At 60.0% G+C, this 18,569-nt stretch carries 13 protein-coding genes and 1 tRNA gene; 4 read left to right on the forward strand and 10 right to left on the reverse strand.

The window, feature by feature from the left end:
• Positions 1 to 186: 186 nt before the first annotated feature.
• From HDF09_RS11595 to dinB, 8 genes are all read right to left on the reverse strand, one after another.
• Positions 187 to 1,683 (reverse strand): cytochrome b N-terminal domain-containing protein, encoded by a 1,497-nt coding sequence (locus HDF09_RS11595; protein ID WP_183766380.1) that lies wholly within the window; start codon positions 1,681 to 1,683, stop codon positions 187 to 189.
• Positions 1,671 to 2,348: a QcrA and Rieske domain-containing protein gene (locus HDF09_RS11600; RefSeq protein ID WP_183766383.1), complete on the reverse strand. Its 678-nt coding sequence runs from the start codon at positions 2,346 to 2,348 to the stop codon at positions 1,671 to 1,673. The genes HDF09_RS11595 and HDF09_RS11600 overlap by 13 nt, the downstream gene beginning before the upstream one ends.
• Before the next feature lie 66 nt (positions 2,349 to 2,414).
• The gene (locus HDF09_RS11605) at positions 2,415 to 3,164 is read right to left on the reverse strand and encodes a c-type cytochrome (RefSeq protein ID WP_183766385.1); all 750 of its coding nucleotides are present in this window, start codon (positions 3,162 to 3,164) and stop codon (positions 2,415 to 2,417) included.
• Complete coding sequence (locus HDF09_RS11610; RefSeq protein WP_183766387.1) at positions 3,161 to 4,030, reverse strand: hypothetical protein; 870 nt, start codon at positions 4,028 to 4,030, stop codon at positions 3,161 to 3,163. The genes HDF09_RS11605 and HDF09_RS11610 overlap by 4 nt, the downstream gene beginning before the upstream one ends.
• 21 nt (positions 4,031 to 4,051) lie before the next feature.
• On the reverse strand, positions 4,052 to 4,663 hold the full coding sequence (locus tag HDF09_RS11615) for a cytochrome c oxidase subunit 3 (RefSeq protein WP_183766389.1): 612 nt from the start codon (positions 4,661 to 4,663) through the stop codon (positions 4,052 to 4,054).
• On the reverse strand, positions 4,663 to 6,345 hold the full coding sequence (gene ctaD / locus HDF09_RS11620; protein ID WP_183766391.1) for a cytochrome c oxidase subunit I: 1,683 nt from the start codon (positions 6,343 to 6,345) through the stop codon (positions 4,663 to 4,665). The genes HDF09_RS11615 and ctaD overlap by 1 nt, the downstream gene beginning before the upstream one ends.
• Before the next feature lie 24 nt (positions 6,346 to 6,369).
• On the reverse strand, positions 6,370 to 7,362 hold the full coding sequence (gene coxB / locus HDF09_RS11625; RefSeq protein ID WP_311719332.1) for a cytochrome c oxidase subunit II: 993 nt from the start codon (positions 7,360 to 7,362) through the stop codon (positions 6,370 to 6,372).
• Positions 7,363 to 7,734: 372 nt separating this feature from the next.
• A complete protein-coding gene (gene dinB / locus HDF09_RS11630; RefSeq protein ID WP_183766395.1) occupies positions 7,735 to 8,793 on the reverse strand; it encodes a DNA polymerase IV in 1,059 nt (352 codons plus the stop codon).
• 180 nt (positions 8,794 to 8,973) lie between these two features.
• Here dinB and HDF09_RS11635 point away from each other — a divergent pair.
• A tRNA-Gly gene (locus tag HDF09_RS11635) sits at positions 8,974 to 9,048 on the forward strand.
• Between the two features lie 72 nt (positions 9,049 to 9,120).
• Here the strand turns inward: HDF09_RS11635 and HDF09_RS11640 are convergent.
• A complete protein-coding gene (locus HDF09_RS11640) occupies positions 9,121 to 10,737 on the reverse strand; it encodes a S41 family peptidase (protein ID WP_183766397.1) in 1,617 nt (538 codons plus the stop codon).
• Positions 10,738 to 11,013: 276 nt separating this feature from the next.
• Here HDF09_RS11640 and HDF09_RS11645 point away from each other — a divergent pair, with 276 nt between their 5' ends.
• The 3 genes from HDF09_RS11645 to HDF09_RS11655 all read left to right on the forward strand — a co-directional run bounded on the left by HDF09_RS11645 (position 11,014) and on the right by HDF09_RS11655 (position 17,884).
• Complete coding sequence (locus HDF09_RS11645) at positions 11,014 to 12,975, forward strand: peptidylprolyl isomerase (protein WP_183766399.1); 1,962 nt, start codon at positions 11,014 to 11,016, stop codon at positions 12,973 to 12,975.
• Between the two features lie 88 nt (positions 12,976 to 13,063).
• The gene (locus HDF09_RS11650; protein ID WP_183766401.1) at positions 13,064 to 14,044 is read left to right on the forward strand and encodes a 3'-5' exoribonuclease YhaM family protein; all 981 of its coding nucleotides are present in this window, start codon (positions 13,064 to 13,066) and stop codon (positions 14,042 to 14,044) included.
• A gap of 660 nt (positions 14,045 to 14,704) precedes the next feature.
• Complete coding sequence (locus tag HDF09_RS11655) at positions 14,705 to 17,884, forward strand: TonB-dependent receptor (protein ID WP_183766404.1); 3,180 nt, start codon at positions 14,705 to 14,707, stop codon at positions 17,882 to 17,884.
• A 156-nt stretch (positions 17,885 to 18,040) separates the two neighbouring features.
• Here the strand turns inward: HDF09_RS11655 and HDF09_RS11660 are convergent, their stop codons facing one another.
• On the reverse strand, positions 18,041 to 18,529 hold the full coding sequence (locus HDF09_RS11660; protein ID WP_183766407.1) for a hypothetical protein: 489 nt from the start codon (positions 18,527 to 18,529) through the stop codon (positions 18,041 to 18,043).
• Positions 18,530 to 18,569: the final 40 nt, after the last annotated feature.

The following is an 18,569-nucleotide window of genomic DNA, read 5'->3' on the forward strand; positions in this document are numbered from 1 at the left end:
CGGATGCGAAGCCACGGCTTACTGGATCAAAATCCTGGCTTACTCAATGCAAAGCCTCTGTGTGTACCTGGATGCGAAGCCTCGGCGTACCTCGATGCGAGGCCTTGGCTTACTGGATCAAAACCTTGACGTACCAGGATCAAAGCCTCGGCGTAGTGGATGCAAAGCTCTTTTTTCTCGTGCGGTCTATGGGACGCTGGATGGCAGTGTGTGCTCCGTGGTGAGAGCCAGGTGCCGTGAGGCGTCGATGGCGGGTTGGAGATCGTTGCCGCGGAGGGTGGTTAGGAATTTGACGAGTGCGGTGGTCTCGGAGGGGTTGAGGGCGTTGCCGTAGGCTGGCATGTTGCCGCCGCCCTGCAGGACCTGGCGGATAATCTGGTCTTCGGTCATGTGTCCCGCTACGGCGTCGAGCGCGGGGCCGCGGAGACCGCCTTCGCCGCCGATGGAGTGGCAGTTGCGGCATTGCTTGTTCTGGAGGACGAGGGCGCCTTCGCGTTCGAGCGGGGTGCGGTTGCGGAGGTAGGAGACGGGGATGGGATCGCTGGTCCAGGCGTTCATGATGGGGCTCCACGGCGTGTAGGTGCCAAGGTGCGTGAAGACGCCGAGCGAGACGGCGATGACGGTGACGATGAGGACGGCTGCGGGGCGGCGGGAGACATGTTTTTCGCCTTCGCCGGAGAGCAGCGGGAGGAGGATCATCGCGGCGATGCCGAGGACCGGCATGATGAAGAGGACTGGGGTTTCGAGGGCTGGCGGGAGATAGGCGAGGACGGCGTAGAGCCAGAGGAAGAAGTAGTCGGGCTTGGGCGCGGTCTCGATGATGGTGGGGTCGGGCTGGCCGGAGGGGCCGAAGGGGCCGAACCAGAGGGCGCAGGCGATGACGGCGAGCATGATGGCTGCGGCGAAGGCGGCGTCCTTCCAGGCGGCGTCGGGGACGAAGGGGATGCCGGTTTTTTTCTCTAGCTCGTGGTACTCGCGCTGGTAGGTGGATTTTTTGACGAGGCGGCCGGGCATGGGCCAGTCGTTGATGCCGAGACGGAGGACCATCCAGACGTGCATGCCGACTAGGGCGAGCAGGATGCCGGGGATGACGAAGACGTGGAGGGCGAAGAAGCGGGAGAGGGTGTTGCCGGCGATGATGGGGCCGCCGAGCATGAGGCCGACGAGTGGGCCCCCGATGAGCGGGACGCGGCTGAGGATGGAGGCGCCGATGCCGAGCCCCCAGTAGGCGTCCTGGTCGAAGCGCAGGACCTGGCCGGTGAAGGCCATGCCGAGGGTGAGCAGGAGGAGGAAGACGCCGATGATCCAGGTGAGTTCGCGGGGGAACTTGTAGGCTCCGAAGAGAAAGACCTGCACCATGTGGATGAGGACGATGGCGACCATGAAGTCTGAGCCCCAGCCGTGCATGGCCCGGAGGAACCAACCGAGTTTAACGTTGTGGTCGAGGAACTGGAGGCTGTTCCACGCGTTGCTGGCGGTGGGGGCGTAGACGAGCGCGAGCAGGACGCCGGTCATGATCTGCAAGACGAGGATGACGGTGGCAGCGCTGCCGAAGACGTACCACCAGCTGGCAGTGTTGGCGGGGACTTCATGCTCGGCTACTTCGATGAGGGGTGTGCCGAGGCCGAGACGGGATTCGAACCAGTTATAGACCTCGAGGCTGCGTTGTTTTAGGTCTGGCATGAGCTGCACCTCGGCTGGGGTTGGTCGATTGCGTTGAGGCGGGCGGCGGGGCTGCCTTCGATTTGGGTTAAGGGAGTGACGGTCTTTGCTTCGTTGGCGAGAGTTGGCATTCTGCCGGCGCTGATCATGAGGGTGCCGTTGCTGACTTTGTGTTGGTACTCGAAGAGGCCGCGCTCTGGTGGGCCGGAGGCGCGGGAGCCGTCGGCGTAGTAGGCGCCGCCGTGGCAGGGGCAGAGGAAGAGCTTGGACTGGGCGAACCAGCGAACGGGGCAGCCGAGGTGGGCGCAGTTGATGGCGAAGACCTGGAAGGTGTCGCCGGAGACGCGGCGGACCCAGCAGGGAATGTCGCCGGTCTGGCCGTCCCACTCGTTGGTGATGGGGTTGCGGTAGTTGACGAGGCGGGTCTCGCCTTCGGGGAAGTCGGCGAGCGGGCCGAGGTTGATCCAGGAGTTGTCGTCGGAGGTCTTCTTGAGCGTGGGGCCGAGGAGATAGCCGACGATGGGGATGGCGAGAACGACGCCGACTAGTCCGTTGACCGCAAGGGCGAGCTTGAAGAGGAAGACGCGGCGGGAGTGGCCTGCGGCGATGCTCGGGTCTTTGGCCGAGTCGGGGTGCGGCTCGGTTAAGGGTTGATCGGTTGTTGGGAGCTGCTCACTCGGTGTCATTGCTTCCTGCTCCTGGGTTGCACTTCGTTTTTCACTGCGTCTTGTCTTCTGTGGTGAGAGCGCTGTTTAGTGGGAGTGATAGGGCTGGCCGGGTTCGGCGATGCGTTTGGAGGCCAGCCAGGCGATGATGTCGGTGATCTGCTGATCGGTGAGGGGCTGGGCGGAGTCAGAGCGCCAGTCGGGCATGCCCTCGTCGGGACGGCCTGCGATGACTATGCTGCGCAGGTCCTGATTGCTGATGAGTGCGAGATAGGACGGGTTGACGATGGAGCCGAGCTTGCCGGCGCCGGTCTTTGGATCGCCGGGGGTGCCTTCGCCGTCTGCTCCGTGGCATCGTGCGCAGGCTGCGGCGTAGGCTTGCTGGCCGCGGTTGGCATCGCCCTGCGAGGTGGCCGCGTAGGGTGGAGGAGTTACTCCTGCGAGTTGATCGGGGGCGCTCCACTGCTGCAGGATGCCCTGTGACAAGATGGTGACCTGCTTGTCGGTGAGTGATCCGCCGGAGGATCTTGCGAAGGCAGGCATCAGGCCGCCGGGTACGCCTTTGGTGATGGTCTGGTGGATGGTCTGCTCTCCGGCTACTGCGACGTAGACGGGGTTGGCGAGCGCGATGGCTGCGCCGTTTTTGCCGTTAGCTCCATGGCAGGCTGCGCAGTTCTGTTTGTAGAGGGTGGGGAAGTCGAGGACTTCATCGGGTCGTAGGACCTCGGGGCCTGGTCCGGGGCGGCCGTGGATGCTGCTGCATCCGATGGTCGCGAGGCAGGCAGTCAACAGCATGAGGGTGCCAAACACTTTAAGCCTGTGAGGGACTACGCTCATAGTTCGTCGTCTTTCGTAAGAGGTACATCGCTGTGAATACCGGCGCGAACGGCGAAGGGCAGAGATCGAAACTGCGGAGTGCGCACCTTGACCTGGAGGTTGACGATGAAGCCGCAGACAAGACCGAAGGCGATCTGCGAGATGACGAACCATAGCCAGTTGATGCGGGCGTTGAGGACGGGGCTGATGACGCCTAGCGCGGAGTAGAGAAGGCCGGTCCAGAGCAGGGGAGCGACAAAGCCTGCGGTGAGGATCGGTTTCCGGGGGAACATCGGCAGCATGGCTCCGTAGAGAAGGCCGATGAGGACGGAGGTGAAGGCGTGGATGCCGGTGGCGGCTAAGAGGCCCTCGAGGTGAAACTGGCAGAGGAAGGCCGTGCTCTCGCTCGCCCAACGGACGAAGCCACCTGCGGCCAGAAGATTTACGGCATACCAGATGCTGTGAAATTTGATGAGGCCGAAGAGAGCTGCGGGGATGATCATCGCGATGCCGCCTACAATGCCACCCTTGATCCCGGAGGTGACGCTGAAGGTTTCGACCGGCAGCAGCGTGCGATGGCTTGCGCTGACGGGAAGCTGTTCGCGTGTGGTGCGGGTGCTGGCGATCTTCATGACGCCGGTTTGTACAGGGACGGCGACGTGAAGCTCGTGCGGGAAGATGTCGAAGAACCAGCCGAAGATGGCGCGCAGAGTCAGGATGAGTCCCAGGAGGCTGATGACCCAATGGGTGACCATGCCGGTGATCATGAGCGAGAGGCCGAGCGCGAGGACCATGGGCCAGGGCGTCGGCGCGGGAAGGATGACGGTGTCGGACCGGTGCTCGTGCTGATGACCTTGTGCGGATTGCGTGATCTGTTCTTCCTGCATGGTGCTCCTCCTCTCCGGAAGTTATCTGCCTATGACGTAGACGACGAGAAATACGACGACCCAGACTGCGTCGACGAAGTGCCAGTAGAGGGAGAGGACTTCGAGCTTCTCGGAGTGCTCTTCTTTTACGTGGCCGGTTAGCGAGAGCCCGAGGGTGAGAGAGAGCATGATGAGGCCAACGACTACGTGGGTCGCGTGCAGGCCGACCAGAGAGTAGTAGGTGGTGCCGAAGAGGTTGGTCTTGATGGTGAGGCCCTCGTCGTGGATGAGGTGATACCACTCTTGCGCTGTAGTGGCGAGAAAGATAGTGCCGAGAAGGACGGTGGCGGCGAGGTTGAGGGTGCAGCCTCGGAGGTTATCTTTGCGCAGATTGTTGACGGCGAAGTGAACGAAGATGCTGCTGGAGAGCAGACAGATGGTGCCGAAGATGGGAAGCTCGAGCACCTGCGCGGGGGTTGGGCCGCTGAGGCTCTTGCCGATGTAGTAGATGTACGCGACGACGAAGATGATGAAGATCGCGGACTCGGCGATGATGAGGCATGCCATGCCGACGTTGCCGCGATAGGGCAGCTTCCATGGGGTTTCTACCGGGCCGTCGATTGGGATTCTGCTTGCAGTCGTTATGGTTGTCATTATTCGTAGTCCGCGTCTGGATCTTCAGGGTGCTTGATATCCCATAGGGGGCGGCGACTGCTCACAGTGGGCTCAATGGCGAAGTTGTAGGACGGAGGCGGCGACGGGACCGACCACTCGAGGGTCCATGCGTCCCAGGGATCGTGGCCGGCCTCTTTGCCTTTGTAGTAGGAGTGGATCATGTTGTAGACCAGAACCAGCGTGCCTGCGGCCTGGAAGATGGCTCCGACGCCGACGATGAAGTTCAGAGTGTCCCAGCCGCGGCCCGCTTCATAGGTGTAGATACGTCGCGGCATGCCGAGGATGCCGGGGACGTGCATGAAGTCGAAGGTAAGGTGGAAGCCGATGAGGAAGAGCCAGAAGTGCCACTTGCCGAGGGTCTCGCTCATCATCCTGCCGGTGACCTTGGGGTACCAGAAGTAGAAGGCGCTGAAGAGCGAGAAGACAATCGCTCCGACGAGCACGTAGTGGAAGTGAGCGACGACAAAGTAAGAGGCGCTGAGCTGCCAGTTGAATGGCGCGGCGGAGAGCATGATGCCGGTAAGGCCGGCGATGAGGAACTGGAAGAGAAAGGCGATCATGAACATCATGGGGACAGCAAAGATGATCTTGCCGCCCCAGATGGTTGCGAGCCAGTTGAAGATCTTGATGCCGGTCGGCACCGAGATGACCATGGTGGCGAAGACGAAGAAGGTGTTGCCCGCGGGGCCGAGGCCAGCGGTAAACATGTGGTGCGCCCAGACGCTGAGGCTGATGAAGCCGATGGAGACCGAGGCCGCGACCATCGCGGGGTAACCGAACATGGCCTTGCGGGAGAAGACGGGGATGATCTCGTTGGCGAAGGCGAAGGCTGGGAGGACGAGGACGTAGACCTCGGGGTGGCCGAAGATCCAGAAGAAGTGCATCCAGAGGATGGCGGAGCCGCCGGCTTGCGTGTCGAAGAAGTGAGCGCCGAGGTAGCGATCGAGGGTGAGCATGATCTGCGCTGCGGTGAGCGGGCTGACGGCGACGAAGACGAGGCCGGACATGACGAGGTAGAGCCAGGGAAGCAGCGGCATACGGCTCATCTTCATGCCCTTGCAACGCATGCAGAGGATGGTGGTGACGATGTTGAGGGCGGTTCCGATGCTGCCTACGCCGCTGAGGAAGACGGCGAGGGTCCAGTAGTCGGTGCTATGGCCGGGGGAGAAGACCTTGGAGGTGAGTGGTGCGTAGGCGAACCATCCGACGTCGGGCGCAGAGCCTGCGGCGTAGAGGCCGCTGCCGCCGATGTAGCTGAAGTAGAGCAGGAGGCCGGCGAAGGCGGAGATCCAGAAGCTGAAGGCGTTCAGCCGCGGGAAGGCCATGTCGCGCGCGCCGATCATGAGGGGGACCAGATAGTTTCCCATACCGAAGAGGATGGGCATTCCCATGAAGAAGACCATGGTGGTGCCGTGCATGGTGAAGAGCTGGTTGAAGACCTGGGGTGAGACGAAGTGGTTATTGGGAATGGCGAGCTGAATGCGCATCAGGATCGCTTCGAAGCCAGCGATGACCAGAAAGATGAGGGCGTAGACGATGTACATCAGCCCGATCTTTTTATGATCGACGGTGGTCAGCCACTCGTAGATGACGTTGAGCGGCGGGCGACCCTGCGTCTCCAGTGTCTCGTCGATTGCTTCCAATACAGGAGTTGTGGTCATGCTTCGCTTCTTTCCGGTAGAGGGTTAGTGAAGCTGAGAGAGATAAGCGGTGATGACGTCGAGATCGTGATCGTTCAAGTGCATCGCCGGCATCAGCGAGCCGGGCTTCATGGTGTTTGGATCTTCGACCCACTTCCTTAGATTCTCGGGCGTGTTTTGAATCGGGCCGGAAGCTATGGTGTCGCGGCTGGCGAGGTGGGTCAGGTCGGGGCCGAAGCGGCCGGTGGCGACGGTTCCTTTGACGGTGTGGCAGTTGATGCAGGCGTTCTTCATGAAGACGGCCTGGCCTTCGGTGGCGGCGGCGTTGCCGGGAAACTCCTGCTGTGCGGGCTTGTTCTGTTGCTCGATCCATGCGGCGAAGTCCTGCGGGGATTGCGCGTAGACGCGGAGGAGCATCTTTGCGTGCTGGGTTCCACAGTATTGGGCGCACTGACCGAGGTAGAGGCCCGTCGCTTCAGGGTCGATCCACATGGTGTTGACGCGGTTTGGAATCAGGTCCATCTTGCCGGCGAGACGAGGCACCCAGAAGCTGTGGGAGACGTCGGCGGAGGACATGGTGAGATAGGTTGGGGTCGGCGATGCAGGATCGCTGATGGGGACGTGGAGCTCGTTGGCGGTGACGACGCCGGACTTGGGATAGCGATACTCCCACCAGAACTGATGGCCGATGATGGTTACGTCCATAGCGCTTGCGGGCTTGGGGATAGCCTCGGTTCCGAGGATGACGCGCGTGGTGGTGAGGAAGAGGGTGACGACAATCAGAATGGGGATGACGGTCCAGGAGAGCTCGATCTGGTTGCTGCCGTAGATCTGGGCGGGCTCGCGATTGGAGTCTGTGGAGCGGTGGCGGAAGCGGATCAGCGCATAGAGCAAGAGGCCGGCGACGATGAGAAAGATGGCAAGCGTGATGGACAGGACCAGCATCGACAGGCCAAAGGCAGAGCGCGCCGGGGTTCCCGCGGGATCGAAGATGTTGGTGGGGGATTGCGCGAAGGCCGTGCCGGCGATCAAAGACACGCTGCACACCACTCCCCGCAAGATCCATGCAGGCACGCTTCTGATTTGCGGGGCGCCTGTCGGCGAATGTCTGGTGAAAGGAGACAAGGCGGTATGACCTCGATACGCAACAGGTTGAAAGAGCATCACTAAAGCCAAGGATCTGAAAAGATGTTAAACCAATCCAGCACGGTTGATTGAACTTGCGAAACATTTTGTTTCGTTTATGACATTCACCGCGTTAGATGGGGATCATATGCAAATGGCGGCAGCTTTATAAAAAAAAATTGGAGATGCAAGGCTGCTGGTTGCGAGGTGGTTTATAGCGGCTAACTCAAGCCAGGTTGAGAGAACGCTGCTGGACGCAGCCATGCTGCCGGGCTTGAGGTGGATCTAGTCGAACAGAGGCGATTGCAGGCCTTCGGCGTCTCGAAAGTTGCTTAGGCCGACGCCCACCAAACGAAAACGCTGAGTGGATTTGAGATGGATACGCTCTCGGAGGAGTAGAGCGATCGCGAGGAGTTCTTCGCACGATTCGGGAGGGGTGGAAGGGGTGTGGCTGCGGGTGAGGATGTTGAAGTCGCTCGTCTTTAGTTTTAGAACGACGGTGCGAGCCACGCGGCCGTCTTTGCGGGAGGCGGTCCAGACTTTTTCTGCGAGACGACGGATTAGCTCCTCGGTTTCGGAGAGGGGGATGTCGCGTTCGAAGGTGTCTTCGGCGGAGATGGATTTGGTTGGCCTGTCTGGGACGACCTTGCTGTGATCGATCCCTCGGGCTAACTCGTGGAGGCGTGCTCCGTAGCGACCGAACTGTGCTTCGAGCGCGCTTGATTCCAGGGCTAGCAGGTCCGCGATGGTGAGGACGCCGATCTGCTTCAGCCGGTTCTCGGTGACTTTTCCGACGCCGGGGATGCGAGCGACGGGCAGAGGCGGGAGGAAGGTTTGAACATCTTCGGGTTGAATGACGAAGAGACCGTTTGGTTTGCGCCAGTCGGAGGCGATCTTGGCGAGGAACTTATTCTGCGCCACGCCGGCGGATGCGGTCAGATGCAACTCGTCGTGAATCTGCTGCCGGATGGTGATGGCTACTCGCGTTGCGGTGGGCAGGCCGGTCTTGTTTTCGGTGACGTCGAGATATGCCTCGTCGAGGGAGAGGGGCTCGATCAGATCGGCGTGGCGCTGGAAGATCTCGCGCACGGCACGGGAGACGGCGCGGTAGCGAGTGAAGTCGGGCGGAACGAAGATCGCCTCTGGACACAGCCGTTCGGCATGGATTGCAGGCATTGCGGAGTGGACACCGAAGCGTCGTGCCTCGTAGGAGGCCGCACAGACCACGGATCGCTTGCCGCGCCAGGCGACGACGACGGGTCTTCCGCGCAGCGCCGGATCATCACGTTGCTCGACCGAGGCATAGAACGCGTCCATATCAACGTGAACGATCTTGCGAACCATGATTCAGCTCCATGATAGGCCTCGGGGTTGAGATTGAAGAGGAAATGTCGGCGGCGATCTTTTGATGCGGGCGCGATGTGTGCGATTACTGTGGCTTGCGCATTCTGTTTGAGTAAAGCTGCAGTGAAGCGGGGGAGGCGTTCGAGTCTCACCTGAATCTTTGCGTATAATGGACTCGATGCGGGAGTAGTTCAGTGGCAGAACGTCAGCTTCCCAAGCTGAATGTCGCCGGTTCGATCCCGGTCTCCCGCTCCAGAGTTTTGAAGCATGGGAAAAGGCGTTCAAGCTTGTGCTTGAACGCCTTTTCTATCGACGGTGAGTTGAAGTTCAGCGGCTGGCGGTGTTGGTCTTCTGGGCCAGCCTGGAGTGATCTTCGAGGGTCTGGGCTTCGGGCAGGAAGGTGACCGCCTTGGCGATCTGGGGGTCCCACTCGGCGCGGACCTTGAGACCTTCGAGTTGACCGAACTGCGAGGTGAAGAGCTCGCTCTTGATGCTCTCCTTTACCCATTCGCTAACTCCTGCGATGTCGGAGTCGGTGTAGTCGACCTGATTGTCCTTGAGGAAGGCTTTGAACTGCTGAAGGACTGCGTCGTCGACCGCGAAGTCTTTGGTGACGGTGTGGGTGGCGAGGTAGTGCTTGCTGAAGTTGAAGAAGGCGTAGTGGATGAGGAGACTGTCCTGGAAGTGATTGAGCTTCTGGTTGTCGATCTTCTCGTCGGGGGTGATGCCGCCGCCGCCGTAGACGGTGCGTCCCGAGTCGGTGAGTTTGACTTCGAGGTTGCTCTTGTCCTTCGCCTTGTCGGAGTCGTCGCGGACGTAATAGTAGTCGTAGAGGGAGACGTGGTCGTAGTTGCGCTGGATGAGGCGGCCCGACGGCGTGTAGTAGTGATAGGTGGTGAGGGCGAGGCCGGTGTTCTCGGTGATCTGGAAGACGGTCTGGACGAGGCCCTTGCCGAAGGTGGTCTCGCCGACGATGAGGGCGCGGTCGTGATCCTGCAGGGCGCCGGAGACGATCTCGGCGGCTGAGGCGGTGTTGCGGTTAACCAGGACGACGATGGGGAACTTGGGACCCTCTTCGCCGCGGGTAGCGCGGTAGACCTGGTCGGGGAAGGCGCGACCGCGCTGGGAGACTACGATCTGTCCCTTTTGCAGGAACTTGTCGGACATATTGACGGCTTCGTTGAGCAGGCCGCCGGGGTTGCCGCGCAGGTCGAGGACGAGGCCGTGGATGTCGCCGAACTTGTCGAGTGCGTCGCCGACCTCGTGGCTGGTGGTTTCGATGAAGCTGGAGACGTGGATGTAGCCGACGCCGGGGCTGAGCAGGAAGGCCAGGTCAACCGAGGGGCGTGGGATTTCGTCGCGTACGAGATCGAAGACCAGAGGACGGGCAGCGCCTTCGCGAACCATCGTGACGGAGACGTGGGTGCCACGGGCGCCTTTGAGCAAGGTGGCGACTGCGGTGGAGTCCATGCCTTCGGTGGACTTGCCGTCGACGTTGAGGATCTCGTCGCCGGGGCGTATGCCGGCTTTATAGGAGGGAGTTCCTTCGAAGGGATAGAGGACGACGATCTTGGTCTTGCCGCTGGCGGTGGGCTGGGGCTGGATGGTCATGCCGACGCCGTAATACTTGCCGTGCTGGTCTTCGCGCATTTGGGCGAAGGCTTTGGGGTCGTAGAAGTTCGAGTGGGGATCGAGGACGTGGAGCATGCCTGGGATCGCGCCGTCGTAGATGGCCTTGTCGGTCTTGTCGGTGTTGAGGGGTTCGGCGTAGTTCTGCTCGACCAGGGAGTAGACGTTGGTGAAGGAGTGGAGGGAGTCGCGCAGGGTGGACTCATCGCTGGCGGACTGGGCGGCGACCTTCTGGTTGATGAAGGAGCCGATGACGGCGCAGGTTGCCAGAAAGACGGTAGCGGAGAAGAGTGCGCGGCGGGTGCGGGGAGCCATGGGCTTGGGTTACCTCAGAGGTGGAGACGGCGCTTGAAATATGCGCTGGGACAGACGTCCTATCTTGGACGGAGTATAGCATCTTGAGGTGAGCCAGGGCTGCGCGCGAAAGAGGGATTCGCTTGTTCGGGGCGGGGCAGTTAGAATTGGGTACGGATACCGTCCAATCCTTGGTTGAGTCTAAAAATCAGGGCGGACGTGTTGGGCGATAAGGGTTCGGACCCGGGCAGTGGCTGGGATTTTGATGTTGGGATGTTGATAAAGATACGAGTGACGATGACCTTGAGAATTTCGCAGTTTGCGGTGGTGTGTGGGCTGGGTTTGCTGACACTGCCGGGAGTGGTGCAAGCACAAGCGCCGCGGTACCAGAGCCCTTTGAGCGTTCCGAACGCGCCGCAACCTGTGTTGACGCTGCCAGTGACTCAGCCGATTACGCCGAATGGGACCGTGGTGGAGGATGTGGTCGTGCATGTGAACGACCAGATCATCAGCCGGAGCGATGTGGAGCGGGCGGATCAACAGCTTGCCGAAGAGGCCCGGCAGACCGGGGTAAGCGCTGCTGACGTTGCCGACAGGCAGAAGAATCTGTTGCGCGACATGATCGATAAGCAGTTGCTGCTCTCGCGCGGCAAGGAGCTGGGGATCAACGCGGACGCTGATGTGATTCGGCGGCTGGACGAGATTCGCAAGCAGAACCATATGGACACGTTGGAGGACCTTGAGAAGGCGGCGCGGCAGCAGGGCGTCTCTTTTGAGGACTTCAAGGCAGGGATTCGCGATAACGTGATTACCCAGCAGGTGGTGCGGGATGAGGTAGGCCGGCGTCTGCAGATCACGCAGGGTCAGGAACAGGCTTACTACGACGCGCATAAGCAGGAGTTTGTTCAGCCGGAGCAGATCAAGCTGAGCGAGATCTTGATTCCTACGGCTGCCGATGCGGATGATGCCGCAGTCGCCCAGGCGAAGGCGAAAGCGGACGGTATTGAGGCGAAGCTGAAGGATGGAGGGAACTTCGAGGAGTTGGCGAAGGCGAACTCTGGTGGGCCGACTGCTGATAAGGGCGGGGATCTGGGACTTTACAAGCGTGGGGCGCTGGCGAAGGTTCTGGAGGACCAGACGTTCGATCTGAAGGCAGGGGAGTGGACGGCACCGATTCGGACGCGGCAGGGATTTGTGATTTTGAAGGTTACCGACCATGTGGCTTCCGGTGTGCCGCCGCTGAAGGACGTTGAACAGCAGATTCAGGAGGCGATGTATTCCGAGCAGATGCAACCTGCGCTGCGCGCGTACCTGACGAAGCTGCGGGAAGAGGCTTATATCGACATCCGCGCTGGATATGTGGACTCGGGCGCGAGTGCGAAGCAGACCAAGCCGGTGTTTACGGCGTATGCTCCGCCGGTCGTGAAGAAGAAGACGGTTCAGCAGAAGAAGAGATTTGATCGTGGCACGAAGTTCTCTACCGTTGCGAAGGCGACGGCTGCGCCTGTGGCTAAGCCGGTTGCTGCGGTGGCAACTCCGACTCCGACTACGACGAAGAACGGGAAGCCTGCGAAACCGAAGAAGCTGAAGCGGGAGAAGGTTCGATTTGGACAGGCTCCGCGGAACTCCTTGCCGGCAGGGCCTGAGGAGACGGCTTCGGGGAGTGATATAGGCGCTGGTGCGGCTTCGGCTTCGTCTGCTCCCGCTCAGACGGCTGCTCCGGGAACGGCGATTGCACCGCTGGAGACGGCGCAGGAGTCGAGCTCCGATACGGGCCCGAATCCCCTGGCAGCGACGGCGCCTGTGGTTGGAAAGACCCGCTTCAGTGATCGCGCGAAGGTTGATGCTGCGGCGAAGAAGACGGCAAAGGTGAAGAAGGTGAAGGAGAAGGCGGCCGCTGCTCCTGCTCCTGCGAGTGCCGAAGAGAAGGCGACTCAGCAGACTCAGGCTGCACCGCTGGGGCTGAACGGCGATACGGCCAAGAAGAAGAAAAAGAAGAAAGTGAAGGGCGCGAAGAAGGAGCGGTTGCAGAATCAGCCGCCGGCTCCTCCGAAGGCTCCGCTGGAGGAGACGCCGTCGAAGGCTCCTGACCGGGGAACTCCGTTGGAAGGAGTTCATGGAACGGGAACTCCTGCACCGAAGGCTAGCGATAAGACGACGGTCCCTCCGGCGACTGCGCCCCCTGCCAGTAATCCTCCGGCTGCGGGGCAGCCTCCCGCTACACCGGGTTCGCCGATACCGACTCCTCCTCCGCAGTAGGCGTGGGGTTTTCTTTATGGCGCGAGGGCTTCGGCTCTCGCGCTGTTGTTTGTGGTGATGGCAGGTGGTGCGGGGTATTCTGGTTGAGATGAAAGATTTCTTTGTTGAAGATGCGGCGCGATTTGATAACGCGACAGTGACGACTTATTTTGTTTTGACGTCGATGCAGGTGAGAGACAAGAAGCAGGGTGGGCAGTTTCTTGCGTTGACGGTGAGTGATAAGACGGGGTCGCTTGAAGCGCGTATGTGGGATGAAGTGGCGGAGGCGATTGCGACCTGTGACGAAGGTTGCTATGTGAAGGTGCAGGGGGATATCTCCAAGTATCAGGGGAAGTTTCAGATCACGTTGAAGAAGCTGCGGTTGGCGGCGGAGTCGGAGATCGATCCGAAGGACTTTCAGCCTTCGACGAAGTTCGATGTGGAGCAGATGTGGGGGGAGTTGCGCGGATATGTCTCTGCTTTCAGGAACGTAGAGCTGCGGCGGCTGGTGTTTGCGTTTCTTGATGATGAGCAGATTGGGCCTGCGTTCAAGGCGGCTCCTGCGGCGAAGCGGTTGCATCATGCGTGGCTTGGGGGGTTGCTGGAGCATGTGTTGACGCTGGTGCGGGTGTGTTTGGGGACGGCTCCGTTTTATCCGGAGGTGGATGCGGATCTGCTGGTTACGGGGGCGATTTTGCATGATATCGGGAAGATTCGCGAGTTGGAGTGGAGGTCGAGCTTCAGCTATACGCTGGAGGGCCAGATGATTGGCCACATCAGCATTGCGCAGGGGATGTTGCGGGAGAAGGTGCAGCAGCTGGCGCCGTTTCCGGAGAAGCTGCGGGTGCTGGTGGAGCATATGATTCTGAGCCACCACGGGAAGTATGAGTTTGGTTCGCCGAAGCTGCCGATGACGCCGGAGGCTATTCTTTTGAGTGCTTTGGACGATCTGGAGGCGAAGATGCAGGCGATGCGGAATGAGTTTGCGGCTGCGGTGGCGAGTGGGAAGAGCAGCGGCGAGGTGACCGATTGGGTGAGGAGTATGGATCGGCCGCTGCTGAATACCCAGGGGTATTTGAAGGACGAGTAGGTGGTTTTTTTCGATTTGAGTCGGGAAAAAATTGGGAACGTGGTGGAGTGGCGTTTTTGCTGGGGTTTTTGCGAAAAATGGGTGTTTTGATGGTGGTAAATCGTGGTGTGGTTGTGGTGGATTGGTGGTGAGAGCGTGGTGTTTCGCCGTCAATTTTCTGGCTGCTGAAAACGTGCCACGGTTTTGAAGTTTATTTTTGACCCGGCTGGCTGAGGGTGAGCCGGCACCAGCGACCTTGCTTGCCCGGCAAGGTTCGGCGGGGCGACAGGGGCAGTGGGCCTCGGTGCAGATCTGGCTCATGACTCCGGCCTGGTTCCTGCCGATTCTCCGGTTGGGGCCGGCCAAAAGACGAGGGCAGGGCCGGAAGAGAGTTCTGAGTTTTTGGGAGGCTGCTCTTAGGCGATCGGGCGGTCAGCGGTCCTGCAAATAAACAGTTCGGCAGATCAGGGGTCCAGCTATTAAGCGATCCGGCAAATGGGCTAAGTGATGGGGCCATAGACGATCCGCAGACTTTTTTGTTTACACCGGACTTTGACTGCGGTAGCATCACCGGCACTACCTACATCGTCATCTTTTTGGGTCCACGGACCTAAGGAGAACCCCTTTTCCCGACTACGGCTTAATTTGAGCCGGCGTTTGCTTTTCTTTATCCGGAGGAAGATGCATATCAGATATCAGCGCCTCGTCGTTTTTCTAGTCATGATGTTCGCGACCGCAGCGGTCTTTGGTCAGGCGACCAGTACCGGAAACATTATAGGAATTGTTACCGATGCGACTGGAGCCGCTGTGTCTGGCGCTTCGATCACCGCGATCAATAAGGGGACGAACTCTCAACGTACGGTCACCACTAATCGCGCAGGCGAGTATCGGTTCGACCTGTTGGCGGTTGGCACGTACTCGGTGAAGGTTGAGGCACAGGGATTCAGTTCTGGGCTGGCTGCCAATCTTGAGCTGATTGTGGGGACGACGCTGAATGCGAATTTTCCGCTGATTGCCGGCCAGGTGGCGACCTCAATCGAGGTATCGACCGTGAACCAGCTGGTGAATGCGGAGAAGACGGACAGCTCGACGGCTGTGACTCCCCAGGAGATCAACAATCTGCCTTTGAACGGGCGCGACTTTGCGAACCTTGCGATTCTGGCGCCGGGGGTGAAGCAGGTCGACAGCTACGATCCGACGAAGAATCGGTATGCGGTGTATGCCGTGAACGGGTCGAGCGGCCGGAATACGAATACGACGGTCAACGGGGTGGATAACAAGGACAACACGGTGGGCGGAGCGGTGATGCAGCTTCCGCTCGAGGCGGTCGAGGAGTTCAACATCAGCACGAGCCGGTTTTCCGCCGAGAATGGACGGAGCGAAGGTGCTGCGGTGAACGTTGTGACCAAGTCGGGGACCAACCAGTTTCACGGTGCGCTCTACGGCTTCTTCCGCAGCCAGGCGATTCAAACCAACAACGCGATCAGCGAACAGGCTGGGCAGCCGAAGCCGGACTACAGCCGTCAGCAGTATGGCGGGGCGATCGACGGTCCGATTCGCAAGGACAAGGACTTCGGTTTTTTTGCGTACGAGGGATTGCGGGAGCGTTCGAGCCTTGCGGTGACCGACCTTTCGTACAGCGAGCTGGTGCTTGCGGAGCCGCTGGGTGCAAAGCCGACGCATACGATTGCGACTCCCTTCGATGAGAAGAGGTATAACGGCCGGCTGGACCACTACTTCAGCGACCGGGAGAAGTTTTACGTCAGCTACACGGCGCAGGACAACAAGAGCAATAACGATCAGTCGACGGGACAGGTGGACACTACCGAAGGCAACTTCACGATCAACGATCTGATTATCGCCAATGCGACGCTGACCTCGATTCTGTCTTCGAGGTCGATCAATAACTTTACGCTGGGGTTCCAGTACTGGAATAACCTGATCGATTCGACGACCCGGACGCCGTACTTTCTGTTTCCCGACGGGACGAGCTTTGGGACGAATATCAACGTGCCGCAGAAGTCGAGCCAGCACAAGTTTCAGTTCCGCGATGATTTTTCGCAGACGGTTGGCAAACACACTTTGAAGATGGGCTTCGACTTTCTGTATGAGCCGCAGGTTGGCGGATTCTTTGAGAACAATCCGACTCCGGAGTTCGATTTCTTCGACTCGGCGGCGAATCTTCTGGACCCGAGCAAGTATCCGAACGGGTTCTCCTCTCCGGGGGCGATTCAGGCTTCGACCGGCACCTCGGGCGATCCGAGCTTCAATCTCTCTCCGAAGATGCTTGGCCTCTACTTCGAGGATGATTGGCGAGCGACGCCGCGGCTGTTTCTGAATCTTGGGATTCGGTACGATCGCGACATCGATACGTATGGACTGGACAAGCAGGCGAACAGCCGCACGCACCAGGAGCTGGTGGCTGCGGCTGCGACGCCGGTGCCAACGCTTCCGACGACTCCTCCTGTAACCCAGGCAGGCGTTGGCTATACGCCGAGCCTGGATTTCCTTGGAGGGATCTACACGGGCCTGCCAAAGAACGACAATCTGGATATTAGTCCTCGCATTGGGTTTTCCTACGATGTCTGGGGCAATGGGCGGTTTGTGCTTCGCGGGGGTTACGGCTTGTACTTTGGTCAGACCTTCGAGAATATTCCTCTGTTCATGATTCAGCAGGCGAACAGCACGGTGTTTGCGAATACGTACAGCATCAGCTGCGCGGGCCCAACGGATACGACCTGCGGGTCGGCCAACAATGTTCCGGGGACGAACATACCGCTGAGCCAGTACCGTTATGGTGTCGATCCGGCGCCGGTGATTCCACCTGCGAGCTTCAATCTTGCGGCGGGATCGACGGGACGCCTGATGGATCCTGGCTACCGCAATCCTTACACGCAGCAGATCAACCTGGGGATTCAGTATGCGTTGACGACGCACTCGGTGTTTGAGGTGGAGTACAACCAGTCGCGCGGCATTCACGAAGACAAGACGGTGAATATCAATCCGACGGAGTACTTCAACGGCGGGATTCGTCCGTTCTCTGCAGCGTTCAAGGCAGCCGGGGTACCGGTGCTTGGCCGGTTCGGCGCGGAGAAGTCGCTGGGGCGTTCGTACTACGATGGGCTGAATCTGAGCTATCGTCAGTCGTTGAATCGTCACTTCAGCGCGATTGTGAACTACACATACGCGAAGGCGCTGGCGTTCGAGGGCAATCCTGCGGCGTTCCGCAACACTGCGACGAATCCGTTTCTCGGGCAGTTCCGGAAGCCGGACTATGGGACGGCGCCAAACGACGAGCGGCATCACATCACGGCGGCTGGAACGATTTCGTTGCCGTGGCGGATTGATATCTCGCCGATTCTGTCGGTGGGCTCTGCGCGGCCGCTGGATGTTGTCGAGTCGAGCAGCGATCTATGGGGGGTAGGCAGCGGCCGCAGCAACCCTCATGCGCTGATCTTAAGCGGAGCGAAGGAGAGTCCGCAGGCTTATGCTGACTATCTGAATGCAGCGAAGGCGGCGGTGGCGGCAGATTCCTCAGGGAAGACGACGCGGGCGAGCTTCTACAAGAACTGCCTGGTGTCGGGTCAGTGCCGCGAGGTCTCGTATGACTCGTATCACGGTCAGACGTTTGCACAGCTGGATGCGCGGTTCAGCAAGACGATCTCGATCAAGGATCGTTACAACGTGGCGCTGTTCTTCCAGGGGTTCAACCTGACGAATCGTGCCAACTACGGCAACAACTACGATGGCATCGTATCGGACGGGTCGAGTTTCCTGACGCCGAAGGGTTTCATCAATCCGAGCAGCACGGTGATCCCGCGATCGTTTACTGGGGAGTTCGGCGGGAGGTTTTCCTTCTAACGTCGATAGAGGCCATGATCACGGTAGTTTGAGGAGTGGACGTCTTGCGTCGCTCCTCAGACCGTGAGTGGTAATCTTTGGGATTGCAAAAAAAAGAGACATCTCGCCTGATGCGGGAGATGTCTCTTTTCTTTTGCTGGGAGGGCTGATTCGATTTTAGTGGTGACCGCCGCCGTGATCTCCGCCGCCGTGATCTCCGCCGCCGTGGTTGCCTCCGCCGCCGCCGGGATGGCCGCCGCCCTGGTAGCCGGCGCTGTGTTCGTTGGTTGGCTCGTGGCCGGCGTTGCCTACGTGGCCTTGTGGGTCGCGGGCTTCGTTACCGTGGAAGTGGTTGAAGGCCTGCTCGTTTCGCTCTGGCATTGGTCCGGCGTAGCCGTGACGCGGGTCGTAGCGGTTGTCAACGTGGCCGTAGAAGTTACCTCGGCCGTGGTACCAGGGGCCGGCGCCGATGAAGATTCCACCGGTGAACCAGTCTGGTCCGTAGTAGCCATAGGGAGCGCAGGGGTACGGGGCGTAGTCAAAGTATCCGTAGGGGCAGTAGGGAGCCGCTCCAATGCTGACGGAGACCTGAGCGGGGGCCGGGGATACGGTGCTAACCAGCGCGACGGCGAGAGCAGAGAGGGCGAACGACTTGCTGAGGGACATAACTTCTCCTGAATCACTTCGGTTTGATTCTTCAGGAGCG

Source organism: Edaphobacter lichenicola (assembly GCF_014201315.1).
Classification (GTDB): Bacteria; Acidobacteriota; Terriglobia; order Terriglobales; family Acidobacteriaceae; genus Edaphobacter; species Edaphobacter lichenicola_B.

Excerpts from the sequence above, each read along its gene's own strand:
- HDF09_RS11605 (WP_183766385.1), bottom strand. The coding sequence starts at position 3,164 with ATGAGCGTAGTCCCTCACAGGCTTAAAGTGTTTGGCACCCTCATGCTG.
- HDF09_RS11650 (WP_183766401.1), top strand. The coding sequence starts at position 13,064 with ATGAAAGATTTCTTTGTTGAAGATGCGGCGCGATTTGATAACGCGACA.
- HDF09_RS11655 (WP_183766404.1), top strand. The coding sequence starts at position 14,705 with ATGCATATCAGATATCAGCGCCTCGTCGTTTTTCTAGTCATGATGTTC.
- HDF09_RS11660 (WP_183766407.1), bottom strand. The coding sequence starts at position 18,529 with ATGTCCCTCAGCAAGTCGTTCGCCCTCTCTGCTCTCGCCGTCGCGCTG.
- HDF09_RS11600 (WP_183766383.1), bottom strand. The coding sequence starts at position 2,348 with ATGACACCGAGTGAGCAGCTCCCAACAACCGATCAACCCTTAACCGAG.
- HDF09_RS11645 (WP_183766399.1), top strand. The coding sequence starts at position 11,014 with ATGACCTTGAGAATTTCGCAGTTTGCGGTGGTGTGTGGGCTGGGTTTG.
- HDF09_RS11640 (WP_183766397.1), bottom strand. The coding sequence starts at position 10,737 with ATGGCTCCCCGCACCCGCCGCGCACTCTTCTCCGCTACCGTCTTTCTG.
- HDF09_RS11595 (WP_183766380.1), bottom strand. The coding sequence starts at position 1,683 with ATGCCAGACCTAAAACAACGCAGCCTCGAGGTCTATAACTGGTTCGAA.
- HDF09_RS11615 (WP_183766389.1), bottom strand. The coding sequence starts at position 4,663 with ATGACAACCATAACGACTGCAAGCAGAATCCCAATCGACGGCCCGGTA.
- dinB (WP_183766395.1), bottom strand. The coding sequence starts at position 8,793 with ATGGTTCGCAAGATCGTTCACGTTGATATGGACGCGTTCTATGCCTCG.
- HDF09_RS11610 (WP_183766387.1), bottom strand. The coding sequence starts at position 4,030 with ATGCAGGAAGAACAGATCACGCAATCCGCACAAGGTCATCAGCACGAG.
- ctaD (WP_183766391.1), bottom strand. The coding sequence starts at position 6,345 with ATGACCACAACTCCTGTATTGGAAGCAATCGACGAGACACTGGAGACG.